We start from the raw sequence: 23,333 nt of genomic DNA on the forward strand, positions 1-23,333 counted from the left end.
ACTATCTGATAAACAACAACTTCATCAAGTTGGCCCGCCCGTTGCATCTCTGGGGGCGGGCCGGTCGTGGGGATCGGTCCTGACGCAAAGTCGGCAAAAGGAACCGGTCGATGACCAGCCTCTTCGGCGTTCTCTCAAACACGACAAGCACCTTGAAGATGATTCAGGGCCAGCTGTCGCTTGTTGCCGAGAATGTGGCCAAGGCCGATGATCCCAACCGTTCCCGCCACACGTTGGAACAGACGACCGACAGCCGCGGCAACGCCGTCGTGGCCCAGTACAAGCGTCAGGTCGATGTCGCCCTGCGCGTGCAGCTTGAGCAGACCATTTCGGAGGAGTCCAGCGCCACGACCCTGGCCGGCTATATGCGCCGGGTTACGGATTTGTTGGGGACCACGGGCGGCACGCCGCCGCTTTCCGATAGTCTGGAGAAATTTGAATCCGCCTGGCGCGAACTGTCCGCCAATCCGGAAAATGTCGTCGCCAAGAACCAGATCGTGATCTATGGAGAGGATATCGCGCGGGAGATGCAGCGCCTGTCCTCGGGCATCGGCGATCTTGAAAAGCAGCTCGACAATGATATCCGCGGTTCCGTTGATCAGTTGAACAGCGCGCTTGCCGAGATCGACAAGCTGAATGCCGATATCCTTGCTACCCGGGGGGCGGGCGATCCGACCCTGGCCATGGAGGATCGGCGCGACCAGCTCGTGCGCGATGTGGCCAGCATGATGAGCATCCGCACCGTGGAGCGCGCGGACGGCAAGCTGTCGATCTTCACCAGTTCGGGCATCTCGCTGTTGGATGCCGCCCCGGTCAAGTTCACCTATGACAATGGGGAGCTTCGGTCCACCGGGTCGGACCGGGATCTTTCCGGCATGGTCTCCGACGGCAAGCTGGGCGCCCTGCTGGAACTGCGGGCCGATGGATCGACCAAGGACCCGGTCCAGGCCGCTTCCAGCCTGCCCGGTGCGGAGGTTCTGCGCAAACTGCGCTCGCAGCTGGAGGCGGTGGCACAGGCTTTCCTGGGCCCGACCAAGGCGGGCGAGCCCACCAGCTTCGCCGATGCCTACAGCCAGGCATCGCCGACGGCCGAGGGTGAGTTGCCGGACCGTTTCTTCATCGGTAACGGGGCCGGTACCTTCGGCATCAACCCGGCCCTGCTGTCGGGCCAGCTTCAGGTGAAGACCAGCGCGGCGGAGAGCGTGTCCACGGCGCTCAATAGCTCGGGCCGCAGCATCACGGCCGACGGGTTGCGCGCCACGGGCCTGACCTACAGCTCCATGGTCAGCACCATGATCACCCAGTGGAGCGCCAATTCAAAGGTGGTGGGCGAACAGGCAACCATCGCCACGGATTTCAAGATGCAACTGGATGTTCGCTACAAGAACAATGTCGGCGTCAACATGGATGAGGAAATCGCCATGTTGCAGGTCCTCCAGCGCAACTATTCCGCCGCCGCCCGCGTGATGCAGACGGTCAACAACATGTTGGACGCCATCGAGGGGATCGTGAGATGACGGGCATCAGCAGCTACGCCAGCTATCTTAATCTGGTCCGGACCGTTACGGGCGGTCAGAGGAACATCGATACGCTGTCCCAGCAATTGTCGTCCGGCAAGCAATCGACGGATGTCGCCTTCTATGGCGTGCAGACGCAGCGCCTGCTGGACCTGCGCACCGAACTGGTACGCCGGCAGAGCTATACGCAGGTCATCGATCAGACCTCCACGCGGGTGCAATCCTACAATACGATCATGGAGCGCATGGCCGACATGGCGTCGGAACTGACCAGCACGACGCGCCTGCCCGCCGGACCGGGCGCGGTGCGCGTCAGCACCGTCAACAATGCGACGGCCGGTTCCATGAAGGTCAGCGTGGACCTGACCAACAGCCGCTTCATGGCCGAAGCCACCTATACCGTTTCCGCGATCCCCAGCCGCAGCGGCCCGCCGGGCAGCTTCGATGTGACGGTCTCCGATGGTCTGGGCGGTGTCGCCACCAACACCATCAATCTGAAGCAGGTGCCGCCGCAGGTCGATGCCGATCGTTTCACGATCACTGGCGGGCCGGGCGATGGCGCCATCGTCAAGCTGAACATCGAGAAGCTGGAAGGTTCCGGCATCTCCTCCTTCGATGTGAGCTGGCCGGAACTGACCGCCACAAAGGAAATCATCAAGGGGATGACGGCGGAACTGCAGTCGCTTCTGAACCAGAAGGTCGGCGACCGCTATCTCTTCGCCGGGTCACGCTATGACACGGTGCCTGTGGGCGACCTGATCTCCGCCAAGCAGATCAATCGCGTCACCCTGGTGGGCGAGCGCGGCGACGTGGGCACGACCTACGAGATGACCCTGAATGGCAAGCGCTTCACCTATGTCACGACGGGACAGGAACAGTCGCTGAACGAGGCGCTGACCAACAGCACCGGCACAGGCCTGGTCGACCAGATCAAGGCCTACCAGCCGCCCCTGAACGTCACCGCATCGGTACTGAACGGGGTGGTCACGGTCACCGGCAACGATCCCAAGGAAGGCTTCACGCTGGCCACCAACGTCTATGAGCCGGGGCGGCACAACAACCGGATCGAGGCGTCCCCCCTGGCCATCGACGGCGACACGGCCCCCTTCACCATCCAGACGGCCAGCGAAACCCAGGAGCAGATTGATCATGTGAAGCTGCACGGGGCGGAGGCCGATGTCGGCGATGTGTTCAACATCTCCATCGGGGCGCGCACCATCGTGCAGAATGACGGCGCCCCCGAACAGGTGGTGATCGCCGGACCGACCGAATATTCCTATGTCGTCGGGCCGAAGGATTTCGACGAGATCGCGGCCATGCCGGCCCCGCAGCCCTCCATGTCGGCCTTCGTGGCAACCAAGCTGATGGACCAGATCAATGCCGACGGGACCTCTCCGGTCGTCGCCAGCATCGATCCCGCTGACGATACGAACATCGTGCTGACGGCCAAGGAAAATAATTCCCAGTTCCAGACCGAAGCCAGCATCAACAATGCCGGCAACCGCACGATGCTGGTCAACAACAAGCTGCCGCCGCTGGCCGAGCATGGTGATTTCACCAGCACCACGCGGCCCCCGGACCTGCCCTTCTACGACACGCAATATGCTGCCAATGCCACCAGCACCGCGGCCTATGACATCGCCCGCGTGCAGGTGGATGACGGCTACACGGTCAGCTATGGCGTCACCAGCAACGATCCCGCCATCCAGAAGCTGGTCAACGCCCTGCGCAGCCTGACGGCCGCCGTGGCCCGCCCCGGCGAGTACAGCCAGCGGATGAACGAGGCGCGCGACGTGCTGACCGGTGTCACCGGCGAGTTGCGGGGCGCCCAGGCCCGCGTCGCGAACGCCAACACGGCCATGGAGAATGTGCGCTCCCGCCATCAGGACGCGCTGACCAAGGCCAAGAACGAATTGGCCGGCATCGAAGGCATCGACGAGAACGAGGTCGCCGTCCGCCTGAAGGCCGCCATGAGTTCGCAGGAAGCTACCTACACGGTCGCGTCCCGCGCAAATTCCCTCTCCCTCATCAACTTCCTCACCTGAATCGCAGCAATCATCCATCCAAGGAGAACCGACATGAACGCCTATGTTTCCCAGAATGCCATCGCCCCCGTTTCCGCCGGCCAGAGTGCGGCAGGCACCCCGGAAGAACAGATGCGCGTCCGCCTGTTCGACCAGTTCAACAACTTCTGGATCAATGCCGTGAAGGACGGTGTGCCCTATGACATGGTTGGCACCATGACTGTCACGGCCGCCATCTATGGCCTGCTGGCCAAGCATGGCGCCGGCACGACCGTGGAGTTCCTGGAAGGTATCACAGAGGATGTGCGGTCCGGGCTCTTCAGCCTGCCGCGTCCCAACTGATCCCCCCCTCTTGTCATCCCTGTCGTGCCGCAAGGGCCGGTTCCGCATATGGCGGGCCGGCCCTTTCCCATGTTCGCTCCCCCCCGGCAAAAGCCCCCCGCCGGGCGGCAAAAACCGCCGGGCCAGAGCCCGGCAATCTTTGTCACCACCGGCTTGCAGATACCGACCATTTAAGGATTTTCCTTCCATATCAGATAGATGGTGGATTTTCAGGTAGTTGGCACGGTCCGTGCTTAATAGACAGCGACACGCCAATACCCTGACGGGAGCCCTTCCATGAGCATCTTCGGATCGTTGACCACCGGCATTTCGGGCCTGCAGGCGCAGGCTTCGGCGCTGGGGCATATCTCGGACAATATCGCCAACTCCCGCACCACGGGTTACAAGCGCGTTGACACGTCCTTCAGCAATCTCGTGCTGCAGTCCAACTCGCGCGTTCACAATCCCGGCGGCGTGGTGGCCCGTCCCAGCTATGCCAACAATGTGGCCGGCAATATCGAGACCGTCGATCGCACGACCAACCTGGCCATCCGCGGACAGGGCTTCTTCAGCGTCAGCCGCCTGACCACGGTGAACGGGGTCAGCACCCCGACCGACGGGCGTTTCTACACCCGTGACGGCAGCTTTGAACTGAACGATCAGCGCACGCTGGTCAACAATTCCGGCTATGCACTGAACGGCTATATCTACAACGAGGCGACGGGCGCCTATTCCACGACCGTTTCGCCGATCCAGGTGACGGCCGATATCGACAGCCCCGTGGCCACCCGCTCCATCGAGCTGCGGGCCAACCTGCCGACCACGCCGACGCCGGGCCAGGCCATCCAGCCCACAACCATCCAGGTGTTCGATGCCACGGGCACGCCGCGCGACATCACCCTGGGCTGGCGGCCGGGACAGACCGAAGGGTCCTGGCGCCTGACCATCGACACGCCGGGCGCCGTCGGCAGCCAGCCGCTGGCCGGCAGCCTGCCCGGCTATCCCGTCAGCTCGCAATCGACCAGCATGACCCAGGGCACCCAGCCGCGCCAGCAGATCGAGGAGGTGCAGTTCACCTCTCCCAGCGGCAACGGCGCCTTCAAGGTTGGCGACGCCTATCAGGTGACGGTCAATGGCGTGAACTTCACCGAGACAATCACGACCAACAATGCCTCCCAGCTTTCCAACCTGGCGGGCGTGGCCCAGTCGCTGGCGGACAAGATCAACGGCGCCGTCCCCCCGGTGGGTGTCACGGCCACCGTTTCCAACGGGCGCCTGCGGATCTCCTCCTCCACCGCCGGCCAGGGCTTCGACCTGACGACGGCGGTTACCAACGCCACGCCCACCACGAACACCGTCAATCCCCCGGTCACCACCACGGCCACGGCCAGTCAGCCGCAGCAGAGCGTGGTGACCTTTGCCGGCAGTTCCATCGATATCGGTGACGTCTTCACCATCAATGTCGACAATGCCAGCTCGCGGACCTACCGCGTGGAGGTAACGGCCGCCAATATCGGCCAGTTGCGCGACCTGAACGGTGTCGTGACGGCCCTGGCCGCCCAGATCAACGCCAATTCGGCGGGTGAGCGGGTTGTTGCCTCCGTCACAGGCAATTCCCTGACCCTGCGCGGCACGACCCTGGGCGAGCCGTTCAGTGTCGGTGAGCAACTGGGCATGACGACGACGGCCAATGCCACCGGCGTGCAGCAGGTGACCGAACTGTCCTATCCCGACCGCACACCGGTGGCGGGTGACACGTTCAGCATGACCATCGGCGGTACCGTTTATTCCCACACGCTGACGGCGGCTGACATCGCTGCCCTTCCGGCCAACCCGTCGATGAGCGACGCGCTGACCCTGGTGGCGCCGCCGGCGCCGGGCGTGACATTGCTGCAGGATGGCGGCGGTACCGCCCCGCCGGTGAACGTCAGCGCCAGCGGCAACCGGCTGATCCTGACGGCACCGGTCGCGGGCACGGGTTTCTCCGTCACGGCACGTGACAACCTGATGCAGCCGGCGATCACCAACGCCCTGCCGGCCGACAACACGACCTTCGTCAGCTCGGTGCAGGGGAACATCTCCGGCAGCCGGCAGACACAGCGCATCTCCATCACGGGCGTGCCCGGCGATGTGGGGGCCACCTATTCCGTCACACTGCGCAGCCCCACGGCGATCCAGACGAACCCCGTCGCCATGCGGGGCACGACGACGCAGCAGCCGACGGCCACCCTGCCGCAGATCACCCAGATCGGCTATCCGAACCGGGCGCCCGTGGCGAACGAGGTCTACAGCGTCACGGTGAACGGCACGACCTATTCGCACACGCTGACCGCCGCCGACATCGCGGGTCCGCCGGCACTGGCGACCATGAATGATACGTTGAATTTCGTGGCGGGCCAGCTTGGCCTGCCGGCCGGGATCACCGCGTCCGCCACCGGCAATAATCTGATCCTGACCTCGACCCCGAATAACAGCTTCACGGTTACCGGGACCGATGCCATCGCCACCACCACCGATGCCGCCTCGCAATTCTTCGACTTCTCCAACACCACGGCGGCGCCGACGGTGGGCAACCGTTATGCCATCACCATGAACGGCACGACCTATGCGATGCAGATATCCGAACAGAATCTGGCCGACTTCCCCACGGTGGCCAGCGTGCTGGACAATCTGGTGACCCGGGTCGGCAATGATTTCGGCGCCCCCTTCACGGCCAATGCCGTCAAGACCAACGGTGTCACGACCGGCATCACGCTGACGGCCAAGGATGCCAGCATCCCGCTGGACGGCACGCAGGCCATTCCCGAAAGCTTCAACCGGACCATCACCTATACGACCACCGGCAGCGAGGTGTCGCTGGACGAGATCGCCGCCAACCTGGCCCTGAAGGTCAACCAGGATAGCGGCGTGCCGGTCCAGGCCACATCGGTGGGCGGCGTGCTGACCTTTACCAGCAACCAGGACGGCATCGCCTTCCTTGGCGAGCCGTCATCGACGGCGGGCACGACGCCGGCCCATATCACGCTGGGCTTTGGCGGTACACTGCCCAACGGCGAGTTGGCCAAGGCCGGCACGCTGTCCAGCCTGTCGTCGGCCAATGTCGGCCTCGGCAATGCGACAGTCAGCGCCGTGACGGAAGCCGGGCAGCCGGCGCAGGTGACCTTCCTGGTCGATTACGGCAACGGGCCGCAGCGCATGACCCTGGACCTCGGCACCTTCGGCGAGGCAACGGGCCTGACGCAGTATGATGGCAGCACGATCAACGTCACCTCATTGCTTCAGGATGGCAGCCCGCAGGGCACCTTCCGCGACGTGGAGATCCGGGACAATGGTGATGTCGTGGCCAATTACGACAATGGCCGCCGGCGGATCATCGCCCAGGTGCCGCTGGTCCTGTTCAACGACCCCAACTCCCTGTCGCGTGAGACGGGTGGGGTGTTCACGGAAACCTCGGAAAGTGGCCGCGCGCGTTTCACCAGCACGGGCATCAATGGTGCTGGCACCATCGCCACCAGCTCGCTGGAGGGATCGAACGTGGATATCGCGCAGGAATTCACGAAGCTGATCGTGGCCCAGCGTTCCTACACGGCCAATACCCGCGTCATCACGACGACCGACGAAATGCTGACGGAGACGATCAATCTGAAGCGGTAAGGCATCGGGCGGCAGCGGCCCCTTACCCCTAGCTGCGCGGCGTGTCGATCCCGGCCCCTTTCCAGGGCCGGGATTTCGCGTTTCCGGGCCATGCGGGGGCCGGGGGTGGTCGCGGGCGGTAAACGGCGTTATACCAGCGGCATTAATTAATGACCGATGCCCATTGTCTTTGGGCGATTGACTTTATGCGGCCTTTTTCATCGCTGAGGCTGTTCCAGGCGTTGCAGCAAGCGTCGAGAATGTCCTGATATGACTGGTAGACTGTGTTGGATAGGAAGCTCTGACGGAGATATTGCCAAATATTTTCCACGGGGTTCAGCTCTGGACAGTATGGCGGCAAGGTCAGGAGCGAGATGTTATCAGGGACGATGAGGGTCCCGCCTTGCTGGTGCCATCCAGCACCGTCCAGGACGACGACAGCATGATGATCTGGGCGTACCATTTTGCTGATCTCGGCCAGATGCAGGCTCATCATCTTGGCGTTTACTGTGGGAAGGATCAGCGCCGCGCCGATATCGCGGGCCGGGCAGACGGCCCCGAACAGATAGGCCCACTCGTAGCGCAGGTCCTTCGGTCGGCGGGGCCGCGAGCCCTTGGCGGCCCAAACCCGGGTCAGGGTACCCTGCTGGCCAACGCGGGCCTCGTCTTGCCACCAGACCTCTATCGGCTTGCTGCGGGCATGGTCGGGGATGGCAGCGCGGATCAGGTCGGCGAAGTTTTTTTATGCGCTTCAAGGGCTTCCGCATCCTGGCGCGGGTGCTGTGGCCGGGCGGACAGGCGCCGGAAGCCCAGGCGTCGCAGCAATTCTCCAACGGTACGCTCCGCCAATGTCACCCCGAACTCGGTGCTCACCTTGGCCGCCAGGTCCGCCCGCCGCCATCGGACCACACCGTCCACAGCCAGGTCAGGCCCTGCCTTCACCCAAGCCGCCACCTGGGTCCGCTGCTCGGGCGTCAGCAAGGCCCGCCGACCCGTATGTTTGCCGTCCGACAGCCCCACAGGCCCCCGCTCGTTGTACCGGTGAACCCAGTCCCTGAGCGTCTGACGGTCCATGCCGCCAGCAGACGCCGCTGCCTCCCGGCTGGACCCTTCCAGAACCAGCGCGATAGCCAAAAGACGCCTCACAACCGAAGGATCGCCCTCTCGACGCGCCCGAACCCGCAGGTCTTCAGGGCCAAGCCCAGGCCACGTAACCTTCACCGGCGCTGCCATCATCCCCTCCCATACCTTCGCACGCACAGGGAATCACAAACTCAACAAAACCGGAATCCTACTTCCAACCAGGAGAGTCAGATTTTCAAGCCGCTGGTATTAGACTTGCACGGTCCCGCAACCGAAACCCTTGTGCCCGACCCTCGCGCCATGGCCGATATTTCCGGCATCCGTACCGGCTTCATGGGGCCGTCGGCCTCTACGCCGGCGGGCAGGACGGCTGCGCCCGCCAGCGCCGCGGCGTCCGGTCAGGAACTGACGACCGACCAGCAATCGCAGGTGCGGGAGCTGCAAAAGACCGACGCCAAGGTCCGCACCCACGAGCAGGCACACAAGACGGCCGGCGGTCCCTATGCCGGCGGTATCCGCTACGAATACACCACGGGTCCCGATGGCCGCCGCTATGTCACGGGCGGGGAGGTGCCCATCGATGTCTCGCCCGTCCGGAACAACCCGGAGGCGACCATCACCAAGATGGAGGTGGTGAAGCGCGCGGCCCTGGCCCCGCAGGAACCATCGCCGCAGGACCGCGCCGTCGCCGCCCAGGCCGATGCCAACAAGGCCGCGGCCCAGACCGAACTTCGCCAGCAGCAGAACGATCCAGAGGGGGAGGGGACAGGGGCGGGGGAAGCGGCCGGAGTGGCGGGGGAAGCGGCCGGAACCGTGGACCGGTCGACGGCCCCATCTGCGGCGGCGGCATCCGATGCCGATCTGGCACTGCGCCTGCGTCAGGCCGGAAAAAGCTATGGCCGGGCGGATGCCACCGCCCGGCCGGCCTTTTCGATCATTGCTTGAAGACCCAGTGCCGGCAGGGGTTCAGCCGAACAGCACGTTGTTGAGCTTGGTCGTGCCGGAGGCGCCGATATCGAAGCTCTGTGCGGCGGTCAGCATGCTGACCAGTTCAACCTGGGCTGCCGATTGTTGCGGCATGCCATCGCCGGCCTTGGGCTGCTGGGCGATCGTATCGTAATCCTTGCGATAGATACCCTGCGAGAATTGCAGCGCATAATTCTTGGAGGTCTTGGTGGCGCCGGTCGCGTCCTTCACCGTCTCTGCGCCATCGTGGGTGACCTTTACATAATAATCACCGGCGGCCAGCTTCATCTCGCCCTTCTGCATGGCCTCATACTCGCGGCTGGCCTTGCCCTGGCCTTCCTTGCTGTCGGCCAGGACGGAGCCATAGCGCGTCATGATCTGAATGCGCAGCCCTTCATCCCCCAGAAAACCGATCTGAGTGTCACCGGCGCTCTGTACCCGCAGCTTGAAGACATCGCCCTTGTCGCCCTTGTTCAGGGCGCTGTAAACGTTCAGGCGGGTGGTGTCCTTGACCAGCGTGCCGATATCGGTCGCGGCGCCATTGGTGGAATAGGGGGATTTGCGGACGGTCTTTTCGAAGGTCTCGACCTGGACCTTGGACTGGGCCTCGTCCTTCTTGCGCTGCTTCGCGGCCTCCGCCGCATAGTTGGCAAGCTGCTTTTCGATATCCGACAATTGGGTGCTGGTGCTGTTCAGCACGCTGTTGGCCGACGCGGACGCCGTTGCGGCGGGCGTGTTCGTATTGTACAGCGACGATGTGCTGCTGCTGCTCAAAATCGAACTGGTGCCAACGGACGTGACCATGATCCGTCTCCCTCTATCTATCACGGCATCCCAGGTGGATGCCCGAAACAGCCCCTATCTCCCAGGATCATAGCCCGGAATTGCATAAAATGCAATCTATCTCCAGGTTGATTTCCATGATCATCGCATGGAAATCAACCTGGAGATAGCGAATATCGGGGTTCCGCAACTTCGTCCCCGATCTTGCCGGCGCGGGACAGTTCCGGCAGATCAGATGGATATGCTGACACGGCCGGCGCTGGGGGGCGCGGCTGCTGGTTTCGGGGCGGCGGATGCGCTGGCCGTGGGGGTGCTGGCCGTAGGGGAGCCGGTGGCCGGCACCGCGGCTGTGGCCAGCATATCGGCACCGGCGGCGGGACGCTGCGACAGCCCGGTGGCGACGGCACGGTTGATATCGATCAGCCGGTCCAGCTTGTTGATGTCGAGATCGACCAGCCGGTCGAAGGTCTGCCGGTCCACGATGATGGACAGGGCCAGGATGTTTTCCCGTACATCCTTGGGCAACTGGCATTCCGGATCGACCATGGAGGTCTGGAAAATGGTCCAGAGGCGCTGGTTGAGCGTCAGCGCCTGACGCAGCATGTCCGGATTGTCCGGCGCCTGCCGGGCATGAATCAGGCGCCGGGCGGCTTCGGTCAGGCCCCAGGCTTCAACATCGCGGGGATCGTCGGAGGTCGGACGATTGCTGTAACCCGTCGCAGGCTTCATAACGGTTGCCGTGCCCTATGAACGGTTAAATCATAGGGGCATTATTCCACATCGGGTTACGCCTAACAAGGACAATGGCCCGAACCGGCCCGTTAGGCCGGGCGGCCATAGGGATAGGGAACGGATGAGCCAGGCAACGAAACGGATGACGCCGGAGCAGGCCGTCAGCCTGCATCAGGCCGGTGATGTGGCGGGTGCCGCGGCGGCCTATCGACTGCTGCTGGCGCGCGATCCGCAGAATGCCCAGCTCCTGAACCTGCTGGGCGTGGCCAGTCTGCAGCTTGGCCAGCCGGCCGCCGCCGTCGACCTGCTGCGACAGGCGGCCCGGCGGCAGCCGGCCAACCCCGATGTGCATGACAATCTGGGCAGCGCGCTGCGGGCCGCCGGGCAGGCGGCGGCGGCCGTCGCCGCCCATCGCCAGGCGCTGAAGCTGAAGCCGGGCCATCCGCCCTTCCATTTCAATCTGGGCAATGCCCTGGCCGCCATGGGGGCCCACCGTCAGGCCGCCGATGAATACCGCCATGCGCTGGCCGGCCGGCCGGGACATGGCGGCACGCGGTTCAACCTGGCCAACAGCCTGCGGGCGCTGGGAGAGCTGGACGCGGCGGCGGCGACCTATCGCGAACTGCTGTCGGTCCAGGCCGATCATGCGCAGGCCTGGAACAATCTGGGGGCCGTGCTGTCCCTGCAAGGTGAGCTCGGCGCGGCGGAGGAGGCGTACAGCCGGGCCCTGGCATTGCGCCCCGACCATGCGGAAACCCTGTCCAACCTGGGTAATGTACTGGTGCAGCGGGGCAAGCTGGGGGCGGCGCTGGCCTGCCACCGCGCGGCCGTGCAGGCGGCCCCCGGCAGCGCGGAGGCGCATATCTTCCTGGGTGTGGCCCTGCAGGAACTGGATGAATTGGCGGCGGCCACGCAGGCCTATCAGGCCGGGCTGCGGATCGAGCCGGAGAATGTCCGCGGCCTGGCCAACCTGGGCAGCGTGCTGGAGCAGGCCGGGGATCTGGCCGGGGCGGAAGCGGTGCTGTCCCGCGCCCTGGCCCTGCAGCCCGGATTCGCCGAAACCTGGGGCAATCTCGGGCTCTGCCATCTGGCAAGGGGGGACAGGGACCGGGCGCGTGCGGCGCTGGACCGGGCGCTGGAACTGGACCCCGATCTGGCGCGCGCGCGCGTCAGCCGGGCGCTGTTGCGCCTGGCCGGGGGCGACCTGGAGGGCGGCTGGCCGGACTATGCCTGGCGTTTCGCGGCGGGGGAGGCGCAACCCGATCGCCGCTTCGATGTGCCCGTCTGGCGGGGAGAGCCGCTGGAGAAGGGGCATCTGCTGATCTGGCGGGAGCAGGGGCTGGGCGATGAACTGATGTTCGCCAGCCTCTATGGTGACGCCATCGCCCGCGCCGGCCGCACCACCATCGACTGCGATCCGCGCCTTGTCGGCCTTTTTACGCGAAGCTTCCCGCGGGCCGTCGTCCGGCCGGCCCCGCCCAGCCGGCCTGATCACGACCATGTGGAGCGGGCGGCGGCCGACCGGCATGTGCCGGCGGGCGATCTGCCCGCCCTTCTGCGAGGCGGCAGCCTGGCCGGGTTCACCGGGGCTCCCTATCTGGTTCCCGACCGCCGCCGTCGCGACGAGATGCAGGCCTGGCTCGACGGGTTGCCGGCGGGGCTGCGCGTCGGCCTGTGCTGGCGTTCCCGTCTGCTGACCCACCGGCGGCAGCACAACTATCTGGATGTCGCGCAATGGGCGCCGCTGGCCGGGCTGGATGGCTTGCAGCCCGTCTGCCTGCAATATGACGCCATGCCGGAGGAATGCGCGGCGCTGGAGCGGCTGGCGGGACGGCCGCTTCACAGGGTGCCGGGGCTGGACCTGACCGATGACCTGGAGGGTGTGGCTGCCCTGGTCGCCGGGCTCGATCTGGTCGTGACGGCCCCGACGGCCGTGGGGGAAATGGCGGGGGCGCTGGGCACGCCCGTCTGGCGCGTGGTGCCCACGGGTGATGACTGGTCCCTGCTGGGGGCCGGTGTGCGCCCCTGGTTTGCCGTCATGCGTCCTTTCATGTCCGGCGGGGCGGGAGGGATCGGGCTGGCGGTAAGCCATCTGCGGCAAATTCTGGATGCGCATGCCTGACCTTGTGCGCTTGACCTGTTTGCATAAGCCTGCGGGGGTGCTATCGTATGTTTGAAGGACTCAGATGACGTCCTTCAAGGGTGTGGGGGACAGCCAGGATCAAATTCTCCTGTTAACGTTTTGTGACTCTGGCGGGCGGGCAGCATGTCGGCAGACAGCGGTTTAGACGGCAAAGTCGCACACAATGGCATGCCGCCCATTGTGAGCGCGGGGGGTGTCGGTCACTTCGACCGGCGTCGCATCACTGTGCTGTTTTGCGACATCGTCAATTCCTCCCAGCTTGTCATCCCCAACGATCCGGAAGATGTCTACGACCAGCTTACCGGGCTGATCGATATCATGAACCGTCATGTCCGCCGGTTCGGCGGCACGGTGTGTCAGACGCTGGGCGACGGCATCTATGCCGTTTTCGGCGCGCCGGTGGCGCAGGAGCGGCATGCCGTGCGCGCCTGTTTCGCCGCAGACGCCATCGTGCGTGAGGTGGCGCGCGGCGAACATGCGGTCCGCATCGGCCTTTGCTCGGGCGAGGTGCTGTGGGACCACGCCCGCGACGTGACCCAGGTGCAGAGCCCGGCGGTCGGCGCCGCCATCCATGTTGCGGCCAAGCTGCAGCAGAAGGCCGAGCCCAACAGCGTGCTGATGGCGGAGGCCACGGCGCGGCTGGCCCATGACTGGGCCGACACGAAACCCGTCGCCACCCTGACCCTGGCCGCGGGCGAGATGGTTGAAACCCATGCGCTGCTGGCCGTGCGCCGCCGCCGTCGGCAGCGGGAAGAAATGCTGCCCATGGTCGGGCGCGATCCGTTGCGCGCCGATCTCGTGCAGGTGCTGGACGCCATCGGCGGCGGGGCCGGGGCCGGCCGCTCGCATCTGCTGCGTGGCGAACCCGGCATGGGCAAGACCCGCCTGGTCGGCGTACTGGCCGATGAGGCGCGCCAGCGCGGGTTGCGTGTCGTCGAATGGCAGATCCCCCTGATCCATCCCGTCGGTGCGCCTGGGGCCCTTCAGGAACTGGTCGTGGAACTGCTGGACCGGCCGTTGCCCGGGACGCAGGATGGCACGCAATCCCTGTTGCAGGCGGCGGGCGCCACGCCGGAGGAAGCCAAGGCGCTGGCCCGCATCCTTCACCCCGCGCCGTCGGAAAAGGCCGGGGCGGAGCAGGCGACCATGGCCATTGTCGGCCTTGCCACCGCGGCGGTGGTCGCCCTGGCCCGTGCCACCGCCATGCGGCGGCCCTTGCTGGTCGTGGTGGAGGATGCGCATTGGGCCGACCCCATGCTGCTTTCCGTCATCGCCGCCCTGCCGTCGCTGGCGCCGCAGGTGCCCATGGCCGTCATCATCACCAGCCGTGACGAGGGGCTGCCGCAGAACCTCATGGACCATCCCTGTGTCACGGACCACCGGCTGACCCCCGTGTCACAACAGGACATGCTGCTGCTTCTGGCGATCTGGATGGGGGATGCCCCCGGGCTGGACGGGCTGAAGCTGGAACTGATGCGCCGGTCGCACGGCAATCCCTTCTTCCTGGTTGAGGGCGTGCGTGTCCTGGTGGCCAATGGCACGCTGACCGGTCCGGACGGGGATATGTGCCTGGGTCCGTCGCCCTGTCTACAGCTTCCCGATTCGGTACAGACGCTGCTGGTGGCCCGGACCGACACGCTGGATGAGCAGGCGCGCAACCTGCTGCGTATGGCGGCGGTCACCGGACCGACCTTCGATGCGGGGCTGCTGACGGCGCTGACCGGCGGCGACGTCGCTGCCCGCCGCCTGCCGGAACTGGTGGAGGCGGGATTCCTGGACGAGACCCGTCTGCTGCCCCGCCTGGAGTACAGCTTCCATCACGCCCTGCTGTATGAAGCCGTCTATGCGGGCGTCCCCCGGCGGGAGCGCAAGGAACTGCACGGCCGGCTGGCGACCTTATTGGACGAACCGGACTTCGTGTCCCTGCCCGGCCGGATGGCTGCACAGGCCCGGCATGCCTCCGGCGGGGGCTTGTGGGCTTTGGCGGTCCGTGCGGGCAGCGATGCCGGGCTGGATGCGCTGAAGCGATCACAGGCCACGGAGGCGCTGGCCCTGTTCGGCATCGCGGTCGACGCCAATGACAATTTGCCGGCCAGCGAGATGACCGCCTCCTCCGCCATCGACCTGCGGCTGGCGCTGGCCCGGGCCGCCATGCCGGCGGGCCAGGGTGACCGCGCCGTCACGGAACTGGACAAGGCCGTGACCCTGGCCCGGCGCGTCGGCGACCAGGAACGCGCCCTGGCCGGACTGGCGCAACAGGTGAATGTCGAATGGGTGTTCGGCCATATGGACCGGGCTGTCGAACTGGCCGACATGGCGTTGGACCATTGCGGCGGTGTCGACCGCGCCCATCCCGACCTGCTGATCATTGCCGCGGGCTGCCGCTTCGATCACGGCAATCTGGACCGCGCCCTGGACCTGCTGGAACTGGCTGAGCGGGGCCGTTTCCAGCAGGTGGACGGCCCGCGTTACCTGACGCTGGACGCACCGACGCTGATCGCCAGCCGTCGTGCCCGCTGCCTGTCGCTTATGGATCGCCACGCAGAGGCGGACGCGCTGGTAGCCCGCGCCTTCCGCCGGGCCGACAGCACGACCCATCCCTTCAACCGTATCTATGCCCGGTCGGATGCCGCGGAAATCCAGATCCGGCAGGGCCGGTTCGGTGAGGCGCTGGCCAATTGCTCGGAAAGCCTGGCGCTTTCCCGGTCGACAGGTTCCACCCTGATGGACACGATGAGCCTTTCCCGCCGGGGCTTCGCCCTTGTCAATATGGGCCGCGGCACCGAAGGCCTGACCGAGATCGAGCGTGGTATCCGCATGGCCATGGGGCGGGGGGCCTGCCTGCACGGTTCATGGGCCCGGCGTTACCGCGTCGTTGCGCTGGCCATGCTGGGAAGGCTGGACGAGGCGCTGGGAGAGTTGCGGGACCTGGGTGCTATTGTCCGTGATCGCGGCTATGGCCTGCTGGATGTCCTGTTGCCGCAACCGTCCGACCTGGCCGCCCTTGACGAAGGCTTCCGCCAGACATCAAGGCTGATCCGGTTGCAATAGAGCCATCAGTGCCTTGTCCCGCCGGTGGTGTCAGCCAGCCCGACCGGTAAAGCGCAACACCCGCCCGATGGACGGGCGGGTGGGCCAGCCTTGCGCGAAGGCGGCAGGCTGGTATCAATGCGGATGACGGGAAGAGAGGGATCAGAGCTTCATATCCGACGGCAGGTCGGAGAGCTCCCGCAACATCAGCGTGGCAATGCCGCGGGAAACAGCACGGTAGTAAGCCACCAGGAAAGCCCGGATCGTTGCCGTCAGCGAAGCGTTCTGGTGCTGCCGGCGGGACACGATGGTGATGACCTGATGGATCGTCAGTTCCTCGCGCTCGGCGATCTCATGCAGGGCCTGCCACATCACGGCTTCCAGGCGGACGCTGGTCCGGTGGCCATCGACCCAGACATTGTGACTGATCAACTGACCGTCCACCTCAAGATCATGAGGCTCGTAAACCGGGATATCGGAACGGGTGTGCGGTGCGTTCATGGCGGCCTCGCCTCTTCTACTATTATTCCGGAGCCCTTCAGCAGCCGCTTCAGCGTGCCTGCCCCAGGCACTTGGCTCCCGTGACAGAAGAATAGCGCCCTGCCTGCATACAATGCTGTGAAGCACTTCACACGGCAAAAGCTTCGCGCCGCATTACCTTTCGTTCGCGAGAAGTGCCCTGTGCTTCTCCGAACTCTACATGTAATCATCAGGAGGTTTGAGATGCTTGTTCGTGGTGCTGACGGCCGTCTTTACCGTGTTTCCACCGAAGGTGCGGTGGTCGTCTCCAATGAGACCCAGAGCGTGACGCAGGCGCGTGTTGCTGCCCGCCGTCCCGACGATGCCGGTGCCGCCGCCGAATATTATGGCGCCAGCGCCGAATATTACACCGCCTCCATCTGATCTGTGCCAGGCGGACGGCATCTTGCCCGTATCCGGGTGCAGGCCGTCCGCCGGTCGGGTTACGCGGTGCATGGTTATCGGACAAGGGGATCAGGGTATGGAACGGGTTCGTTCGGCCGACTGGGACAATATCGAAACGCGCCAGTGGCGCCGCTTGGTCTCGGCGGAGGAAACGCTGGCCCGCGTCAAGCCCCTGTTTCCCCTGTTCGGCATCACGCGCGTCGCCAATGTGACGGGCTTGGATACGATCGGCATACCGGTCGTGATGGTGAACCGGCCCAATTCGCGGGCCCTGGCCGTATCGCAGGGCAAGGGTACGACGCTGGCGGCCGCCAAGGCGTCCGCCGTCATGGAGTCGATCGAAAGCTGGCATGCGGAGCGTGCGACGCACCTGTCGCTGCGGATCGGGTCATACGAGGATCTGCGTTATTCGCTGCCCGTTGTCGACCCCACGCGCCTGCCCTGCCACATGGACAGCGCCTACACGCCCTATCATCAGCTTCTCTGGGCGGAAGGCACCAATCTGCGCGATGGCAACAGCCTGTGGATCCCCTATGAGATGGTCCACACCAACTATACCCTGCCGCTGCCGACGGGCCATGGCTGCTTCCAGGCCACGTCCAACGGCCTGGCTTCGGGCAACCATTGGATCGAGGCCGTGATCCATGGGCTGTGCGAGGTGATCGAGCGTGATGCCCGCACGTTGTGGAACCTGTTGCCGGAAGAGGCGCAGGAGGAAACCCGTATCGACCTGGAAACCATCGCCGATCCGACCTGCCGCGCCCTGATCGCCCGGTTCGCCAAGGCCGGCGTTGCCGTCGGCGTCTGGGACCAGACGGCCGACACGGGCGTGCCCACCTTCATGGCCCGCATCGTCCAGGATTGCGAGGGACCCGGCGTCACCGTGCGCCCGGCGGCCGGCTATGGCACGCATCTTGTCCCCGAGATCGCGCTGTCCCGCGCCCTGACGGAGGCAGCCCAGAGCCGCCTGACCTTCATTTCCGGCGCGCGCGACGACATGCGCCGCGAGGAGTACGACCATTACCTGGCCGAGGAGCAGCAGGCGGAATGGCTGAAGCGCCTGCGCCTGGGCGCCACGATCGGGAATTTCAACGATGTGGGCGGCTGGCAGGGCCAGTCGTTGCGCGGTGATCTGGAGGAGTTGCGCCGGCGTCTGGCCACTGTCGGTATCGAGGATATCGCCGTCGTCGATCTGACGCGGGCCGAGATCGGCCTGCCGGTCGTGCGCGTCGTGGTGCCCGGCCTGGAAGGCATCGACAGCGCCGGCAATTATTGCCTGGGCGCCCGCGCCCGCCATGTGGCCAGCCTCTGACGGTCGCCGCACCATCCGCTTATACCACCTTGCGATGAGTAGAACTCATCGCACGTTGGTCCGGCGGCGACCGCCACAGCACCGCTCGTGCGGCGTCGCCCGCGCCAACGAATGTTGGCGCCGGCGATTGAGGGCGGTGATCAGAGCCAACAGGTTCTGATCACCGCAAAATAGGTTTAAACGCCAGCCGGAGGCTGAACGTCATGAGTAACCATGTCATTGTCTTCCTGGGCCCGTCCCTGCCCGTATCGGCCGCCCGCCGCGTGTTGCAGGCCGATTACCGCCCGCCCGTGGCGCAGGGCGATGTGCTGCGTGCCGTGACGGAGAATCCCGCGGCCATCGCCATCATCGACGGTTTCTTTGAGAATGTGCCGGCCGTCTGGCATAAGGAAATCCTGTTCGCCCTGAGCAAGGGCATCCCCGTCCTGGGCGCGGCCAGCATGGGCGCCCTGCGGGCCGCGGAACTGCATCCGTTCGGGATGGAAGGTGTCGGCGCCGTGTTCGACGCCTATGCCGATGGCCGGTTGGAGGATGATGACGAGGTGGCGGTGACACACGGGCCCGCCGAACTGGGCTATCCCGTTCTCTCGGAAGCCATGGTCAATATCCGCCGCACCCTGTCCGACGCCTATGCCGCCGGCATCCTGTCCGGTGGCACCCGCCGGCTTTTGCAGGATCTGGCCAAGGACCTTTCCTATCGGGACCGCAATTTCGGCCGCATCCTGCGCGACGCGGCCGGCGAGGGGGTGGACGCGGCGGAAATCAATGCCTTCCGCGACTGGCTGCCGACGGGCCGGGCCGATCAGAAGCGGGAGGATGCGCTGGCGCTGCTGACCGTTCTGCGCGACAAGATCGCCGGCGGGACCCTGGCTGTGCGGCCGATCTTCGCCTTCGAGCATACGACCATGTGGGAGCGTGTGGCCCGTCCGGTCCTGCCGCTGCACGTTTGACTTGCATTTTCAGGGTGCGGGATCAATCCTTTACGCTGCGAAGCCGGCGATTGTCGTTCCGGTGAACAGGATGAAGGGGGATTGCCGTGCCGCCGGCCGTCGATCTCGGCACACTGCGCCGCAACGGGCTTTTCGCCGCCCTGAGCGATGCGGAAATGGAAGCCGTCATGGGCTTCGCCCGGCCCCGCCGCCTTGTGGCGGATGAACGGGTATTCGCCAAGGGGGATCCGGGGGACAGTCTCTACATCATCCTGCGCGGCCGCGTGGCGGTTCAGACCGAGTCGCAGGATGCCAAGGTGATGCTGCTGAACATCATGGACAGCGGCTCGGTCTTTGGCGAGATCGCCATGCTGGACGGAGGGGAGCGGACGGCCACCGTTGTGGCGCAGGAGCCGACGGAACTGCTCCGCATCGACCGCCGCGACTTCATGCCCTTCCTGGAACAGCACCCGGATCTGTGCATCCGGTTGATGGTCGTGCTGTGCGAGCGTGTGCGCTGGACCAGCGCCATCATCGAGGACACGGTGTTCCTGAATGTCACGCGGCGTCTGGCCAAGCGCATCATCATGCTGGCGCAGAATTACGGCCGCCCGTCGGATGCCGGTGTCCGCATCGCGACCTTCATCAGCCAGGAGGACCTGGCCAACATGCTGGGCGTGTCACGCGAGATCGTGAACAAGACCTTGAAAAGCTTTCAGAATGCCGGGGCGATCAGCTATCGCAACGGCTATCTGGTGCTGCATGACGAAAGCTTTCTGGAACAGATATCCCGCTGAGCGTAGGCTGGCCGCCATGGACGATCGGCCGGAACAGGGATGCAAGTGGACGTGAAGGGCAATTATCCGGGGCTGGCGCTGCTTCTTGGCCTTTGCCTGCTGCTGCCGGCCTGCGCCAGCCACAAGGGGCAGGTGACGCGCAATTACATGTATGTGCCGTCCCGTCCACCGCCGCCTTCCCCGCCGGCGCCCCAGCCTGCCGCCGTCATGCCGCCCGCCGCAACGCCGGCGGTTACAGCCGCGCCGCTGCCGCCGACCCCGCTGGTTCCATCCTCCGACCCCGCGGCGACCACAGGCCGGGCCACCCCGCCGGTCCCTGCCAAGGCCAATCCATGAATTCCACGGAAATCAACCAGGCCGTCGACCATGCACTGGCCCTGCACCGTGCCGGCCGGCTGGCCGAGGCCGAGGCCGCCTATCGTGCATTGCTGGTCGTTGTGCCGGCCCTGGCCGATATCCATTACCTGCTGGGCATGGCCTGTCTGGGCCAGGACAAGCAGCAACCGGCCCTGCGCGCGCTGCGCCAGGCCGTGCGGATGAAACCGGGGCAGGCGGAATGGTGGTTCAATCTCGGCAAGGCGCTGCGCCAGACGGGGGACAGGGAAGGGGCCCTGGATGCCCTTTCCCGTGCCATCCCCCTTTATGAAGGCCAACCGGCCCGGCAGGCGGAGGCGCTGGGCGAGCGGGGGGCCCTGCTGGCCCAGGCCGGCGATCCTGCCGCGGCAGAAACCGCCTTTCGGCAGGCGCTGGAAAAGGCGCCGGGCCATGCCGACCTGCGGCGTAATCTGGCGGGCCTGCTGCTCAACCGGTTCATCACCCCGGAAAGCCTGACGCAGCCCGCAGCCAGGGCCGCCCTGGCCGAGGCGACGGCGCTGGCCCCGGACATGGAGGCTGCCTGGATCCGGCGGGGAACGGCGTCGCTGCGTATGGAACGCCCGGCGGAGGCGCTGGGCATTTTCGATGAATGGCTGAGCCGTCACCCGGATTGCGTGCCGGCCCTGGTTGGCCGCGCGGAGGCGCTGGCCGTGCTGGGGCATTTCGCCAAGGCCGGCCAGACGGCGCTGGAGGCGGTCCGCCTCGCACCTGCCAGCGCCCCGGCCCTGGTGGCGCTGGCCGCGGCTGATCATGGGCTGGGCAATCTGGCCCAGGCCGAACAGTCCCTGCGCCGGGCCCTGGCGCTGGAGCCGGAAAGCCTGGCGGCCACCATGAACCTGGGCACCGTGCTGCGCGATCTCGGCGATGATGCCGGGGCCGAGGATTGCTATCGCCGCGCGCTGCGGCAGGCCCCCGATCTGCCGGTGGCTCATTGGCAGCGGGCCCAGGCCCGGCTCATGGCCGGCGATCTGGCGACGGGCTGGCAGGAATATGAGTGGCGCTGGCAGGTGCCGGGCTTCCCCCTGTCCGATGCCCTCCAGGCGCTGCCCGTCTGGAACGGTGATGGCCTGGCGCCGGGAACGGGCCTGCTGGTCCATGCCGAACAGGGACATGGGGACAGCCTGCAATTCGTGCGGTATGTGCCCATGCTCGTGGAGCGGGGGCTGGATGTCATCTTGCATGTGCAGCCGGCCCTGGTTCGGCTGTTCCGGGAAAGCCTGCCATCGGCCGTAACGGTGGCGGCGCTGGGCAGCCCCGTGCCGGCCGGGATAGGGCTGCGCTGCCCGTTGCTGGGCCTTCCTTTGCGCCTGGGCACGCGGACGCTGGCGGATGTTCCGGCCCGCGTGCCCTACCTGATGGCCGATCCTGTCCGGCGGGCGCGGTGGCGGGACCGGTTGTCCGGCCAGCCCGGCCCCCGGGTCGGGCTGGTCTGGGCCGGGGATGGCCGGGCCGGCGACCCGCGGGCCGCCGCGATCGACCGCCGCCGCAGCCTTTCCCTGCCGCAATTGACGCTGCTGGGCACCGTGCCGGGGGTCAGCCTGATCAGCCTGCAGAAAGGCGACAGGGCAGCCGATGCGGCGGCGGTGCCCTTCCCCCTGACCGACTGGACCGCGGAATTGTCGGATTTCGCCGATACCGCGGCGCTGGTGGCGGAACTGGACCTGGTGATCGCCGTCGATACGGCGGTGGCCCACCTGACCGGCGGCCTGGGCGTGCCTGTCTGGGTCCTCTCGCGGTTCGACGGTTGCTGGCGCTGGCTGCGGGAACGGCGGGACAGTCCCTGGTATCCCGGCCTGCAGCTGTTCCGGCAGCCGGCCTGGGGTGACTGGCGCCCTGTGATTGCCGATCTGGCCGATGAGCTAACAGATTGGGTCGCGGCAAGAGGAGGGGCAAGTCCCGCCAAGAATAGGGAGCTTTTACTTTTGGACAGGTCGGAGTCGTTCGACCGCAGGCACCTCCCCATGGACTAGCCCGATTGTGCCGGGATTCAACCTTGATTCAGCGGGTTCTGCAGAGAAGTTAAGAATCTGTTTGCAGGTCGATTGAAAGCGCGCTATCGTAGGATTGCTTTGAAATGGGCGAACGATCATGCTTATCGAGGGGATCAGAGGCCTGGGGTCGACCTATCAACCGGCGGTGACGCAGACCAGCGGCGCGTCGGACGGTTCCCGTGTACCTGAAGCCCCGGTGGCCCAGCGCGCCTCTCTGCCCTATCTCAGCCCCGTCCTGCAATATGACAACGACGCTGCCATCGCCATCCTGATGTTCCGGGATGGCAATAATGGTGATGTGGAGCAGCAATACCCGTCCAAGCAGGTCGTTCGGGAATATCAGTTGCGGGGCCGTGAAATGGCCATGCCCGCATCCACGCGCGATGAGGGTGGGCAGGGCGAACCGCAGGGCAACAGCCTGCTGAGTTCCGCCAGGGCTGATGTGGCCGCTATTGCGGGCGCTGCCAGGGGTGTCCCCTTACCCCCCTCGGGTGGGGCGGGTGTCGGCAGCATGCCGGTTGTTGCGGCCTCTCCGACGGTTGCGATTGCCGGTGGCGGTACGGCCGGCAGTGCCGTCAATTTCGTCGCCTGACCCGGCGTCTTTTCGATCCCTTCCCAATTCAATCCCTTGCAAGAATGATCTGATCGGTGCCGCTGCTTTCTGGCAGCGGTATCGTTTTGCCGTCTGCCTTTCAATTTTCAGAAAATTACTTCAGGCTGGCCGCCGTCGGTTCAGCCGGGGTCGGTGTTTGGGCCGGTCATTGTCCGGCTGC

Annotated in this window: 18 protein-coding genes; 14 read left to right on the forward strand and 4 right to left on the reverse strand. The window is 65.7% G+C overall.

Annotated features, from left to right (window positions below; genetic code table 11):
* The first annotated feature begins 110 nt into the window (after positions 1–110).
* The 4 genes from flgK to ABC728_RS04530 all read left to right on the forward strand — a co-directional run bounded on the left by flgK (position 111) and on the right by ABC728_RS04530 (position 7,516).
* Positions 111–1,517 (forward strand): flagellar hook-associated protein FlgK, encoded by a 1,407-nt coding sequence (flgK, locus tag ABC728_RS04515; protein ID WP_416620360.1) that lies wholly within the window; start codon positions 111–113, stop codon positions 1,515–1,517.
* Positions 1,514–3,562, forward strand: a complete 2,049-nt coding sequence (locus ABC728_RS04520) for a hypothetical protein (RefSeq protein WP_416620361.1) — start codon at positions 1,514–1,516, stop codon at positions 3,560–3,562. Before flgK ends, ABC728_RS04520 begins: the two co-directional genes overlap by 4 nt.
* Positions 3,563–3,595: 33 nt before the next feature.
* Positions 3,596–3,883 carry a hypothetical protein gene (locus tag ABC728_RS04525; protein ID WP_416620362.1) on the forward strand — a complete coding sequence of 96 codons (288 nt, stop codon included), beginning with the start codon at positions 3,596–3,598 and terminating at the stop codon, positions 3,881–3,883.
* 276 nt (positions 3,884–4,159) lie between these two features.
* Positions 4,160–7,516, forward strand: a complete 3,357-nt coding sequence (locus ABC728_RS04530) for a flagellar hook-basal body complex protein (protein WP_416620363.1) — start codon at positions 4,160–4,162, stop codon at positions 7,514–7,516.
* 142 nt (positions 7,517–7,658) lie between these two features.
* On the opposite strand, the gene ABC728_RS04535 is transcribed toward ABC728_RS04530, so the two are convergent.
* Positions 7,659–8,728 (reverse strand): IS630 family transposase gene (locus ABC728_RS04535; RefSeq protein WP_416622370.1). Its coding sequence is split into 2 segments (ribosomal slippage): positions 7,659–8,239 and positions 8,239–8,728, totalling 1,071 coding nucleotides; the frame shifts between segments, so codons are not numbered across the junction.
* A 132-nt stretch (positions 8,729–8,860) separates the two neighbouring features.
* On the opposite strand from ABC728_RS04535, the gene ABC728_RS04540 reads away from it, so the two are divergent.
* A complete protein-coding gene (locus tag ABC728_RS04540; protein ID WP_445376365.1) occupies positions 8,861–9,523 on the forward strand; it encodes a putative metalloprotease CJM1_0395 family protein in 663 nt (220 codons plus the stop codon).
* A gap of 21 nt (positions 9,524–9,544) precedes the next feature.
* On the opposite strand, the gene ABC728_RS04545 is transcribed toward ABC728_RS04540, so the two are convergent.
* Both ABC728_RS04545 and ABC728_RS04550 read right to left on the reverse strand, forming a co-directional pair.
* The gene (locus ABC728_RS04545) at positions 9,545–10,348 is read right to left on the reverse strand and encodes a hypothetical protein (RefSeq protein ID WP_416621548.1); all 804 of its coding nucleotides are present in this window, start codon (positions 10,346–10,348) and stop codon (positions 9,545–9,547) included.
* 210 nt (positions 10,349–10,558) lie between these two features.
* Entirely contained in the window at positions 10,559–11,056 is a 498-nt protein-coding gene (locus ABC728_RS04550) for a flagellar biosynthesis regulator FlaF (RefSeq protein WP_416621547.1), read from the reverse strand.
* 124 nt (positions 11,057–11,180) lie between these two features.
* Here ABC728_RS04550 and ABC728_RS04555 point away from each other — a divergent pair, with 124 nt between their 5' ends.
* Positions 11,181–13,181, forward strand: coding sequence for a tetratricopeptide repeat protein (locus ABC728_RS04555; protein ID WP_416621546.1), 2,001 nt, complete (start codon positions 11,181–11,183; stop codon positions 13,179–13,181).
* 189 nt (positions 13,182–13,370) lie between these two features.
* A complete protein-coding gene (locus ABC728_RS04560) occupies positions 13,371–16,253 on the forward strand; it encodes an ATP-binding protein (RefSeq protein ID WP_416621545.1) in 2,883 nt (960 codons plus the stop codon).
* Between the two features lie 141 nt (positions 16,254–16,394).
* Here the strand turns inward: ABC728_RS04560 and ABC728_RS04565 are convergent, their stop codons facing one another.
* Positions 16,395–16,733: a ribbon-helix-helix domain-containing protein gene (locus ABC728_RS04565; RefSeq protein WP_416621544.1), complete on the reverse strand. Its 339-nt coding sequence runs from the start codon at positions 16,731–16,733 to the stop codon at positions 16,395–16,397.
* A 222-nt stretch (positions 16,734–16,955) separates the two neighbouring features.
* On the opposite strand from ABC728_RS04565, the gene ABC728_RS04570 reads away from it, so the two are divergent.
* From ABC728_RS04570 to ABC728_RS04600, 7 genes are all read left to right on the forward strand, one after another.
* Positions 16,956–17,135, forward strand: coding sequence for a hypothetical protein (locus ABC728_RS04570; RefSeq protein WP_416621543.1), 180 nt, complete (start codon positions 16,956–16,958; stop codon positions 17,133–17,135).
* Between the two features lie 97 nt (positions 17,136–17,232).
* Entirely contained in the window at positions 17,233–18,468 is a 1,236-nt protein-coding gene (locus ABC728_RS04575; protein ID WP_416621542.1) for a YcaO-like family protein, read from the forward strand.
* A gap of 203 nt (positions 18,469–18,671) precedes the next feature.
* Positions 18,672–19,418, forward strand: coding sequence for a TfuA-like protein (locus ABC728_RS04580; protein WP_416621541.1), 747 nt, complete (start codon positions 18,672–18,674; stop codon positions 19,416–19,418).
* An 86-nt stretch (positions 19,419–19,504) separates the two neighbouring features.
* A complete protein-coding gene (locus tag ABC728_RS04585; protein ID WP_416621540.1) occupies positions 19,505–20,194 on the forward strand; it encodes a Crp/Fnr family transcriptional regulator in 690 nt (229 codons plus the stop codon).
* A 39-nt stretch (positions 20,195–20,233) separates the two neighbouring features.
* Positions 20,234–20,530, forward strand: a complete 297-nt coding sequence (locus ABC728_RS04590) for a hypothetical protein (RefSeq protein ID WP_416621539.1) — start codon at positions 20,234–20,236, stop codon at positions 20,528–20,530.
* Positions 20,527–22,539 (forward strand): tetratricopeptide repeat protein, encoded by a 2,013-nt coding sequence (locus tag ABC728_RS04595; protein ID WP_416621538.1) that lies wholly within the window; start codon positions 20,527–20,529, stop codon positions 22,537–22,539. The genes ABC728_RS04590 and ABC728_RS04595 overlap by 4 nt, the downstream gene beginning before the upstream one ends.
* Before the next feature lie 118 nt (positions 22,540–22,657).
* Positions 22,658–23,152, forward strand: a complete 495-nt coding sequence (locus tag ABC728_RS04600) for a hypothetical protein (protein ID WP_416621537.1) — start codon at positions 22,658–22,660, stop codon at positions 23,150–23,152.
* Positions 23,153–23,333 lie beyond the last annotated feature (181 nt).

This window comes from Niveispirillum fermenti (assembly GCF_052474395.1).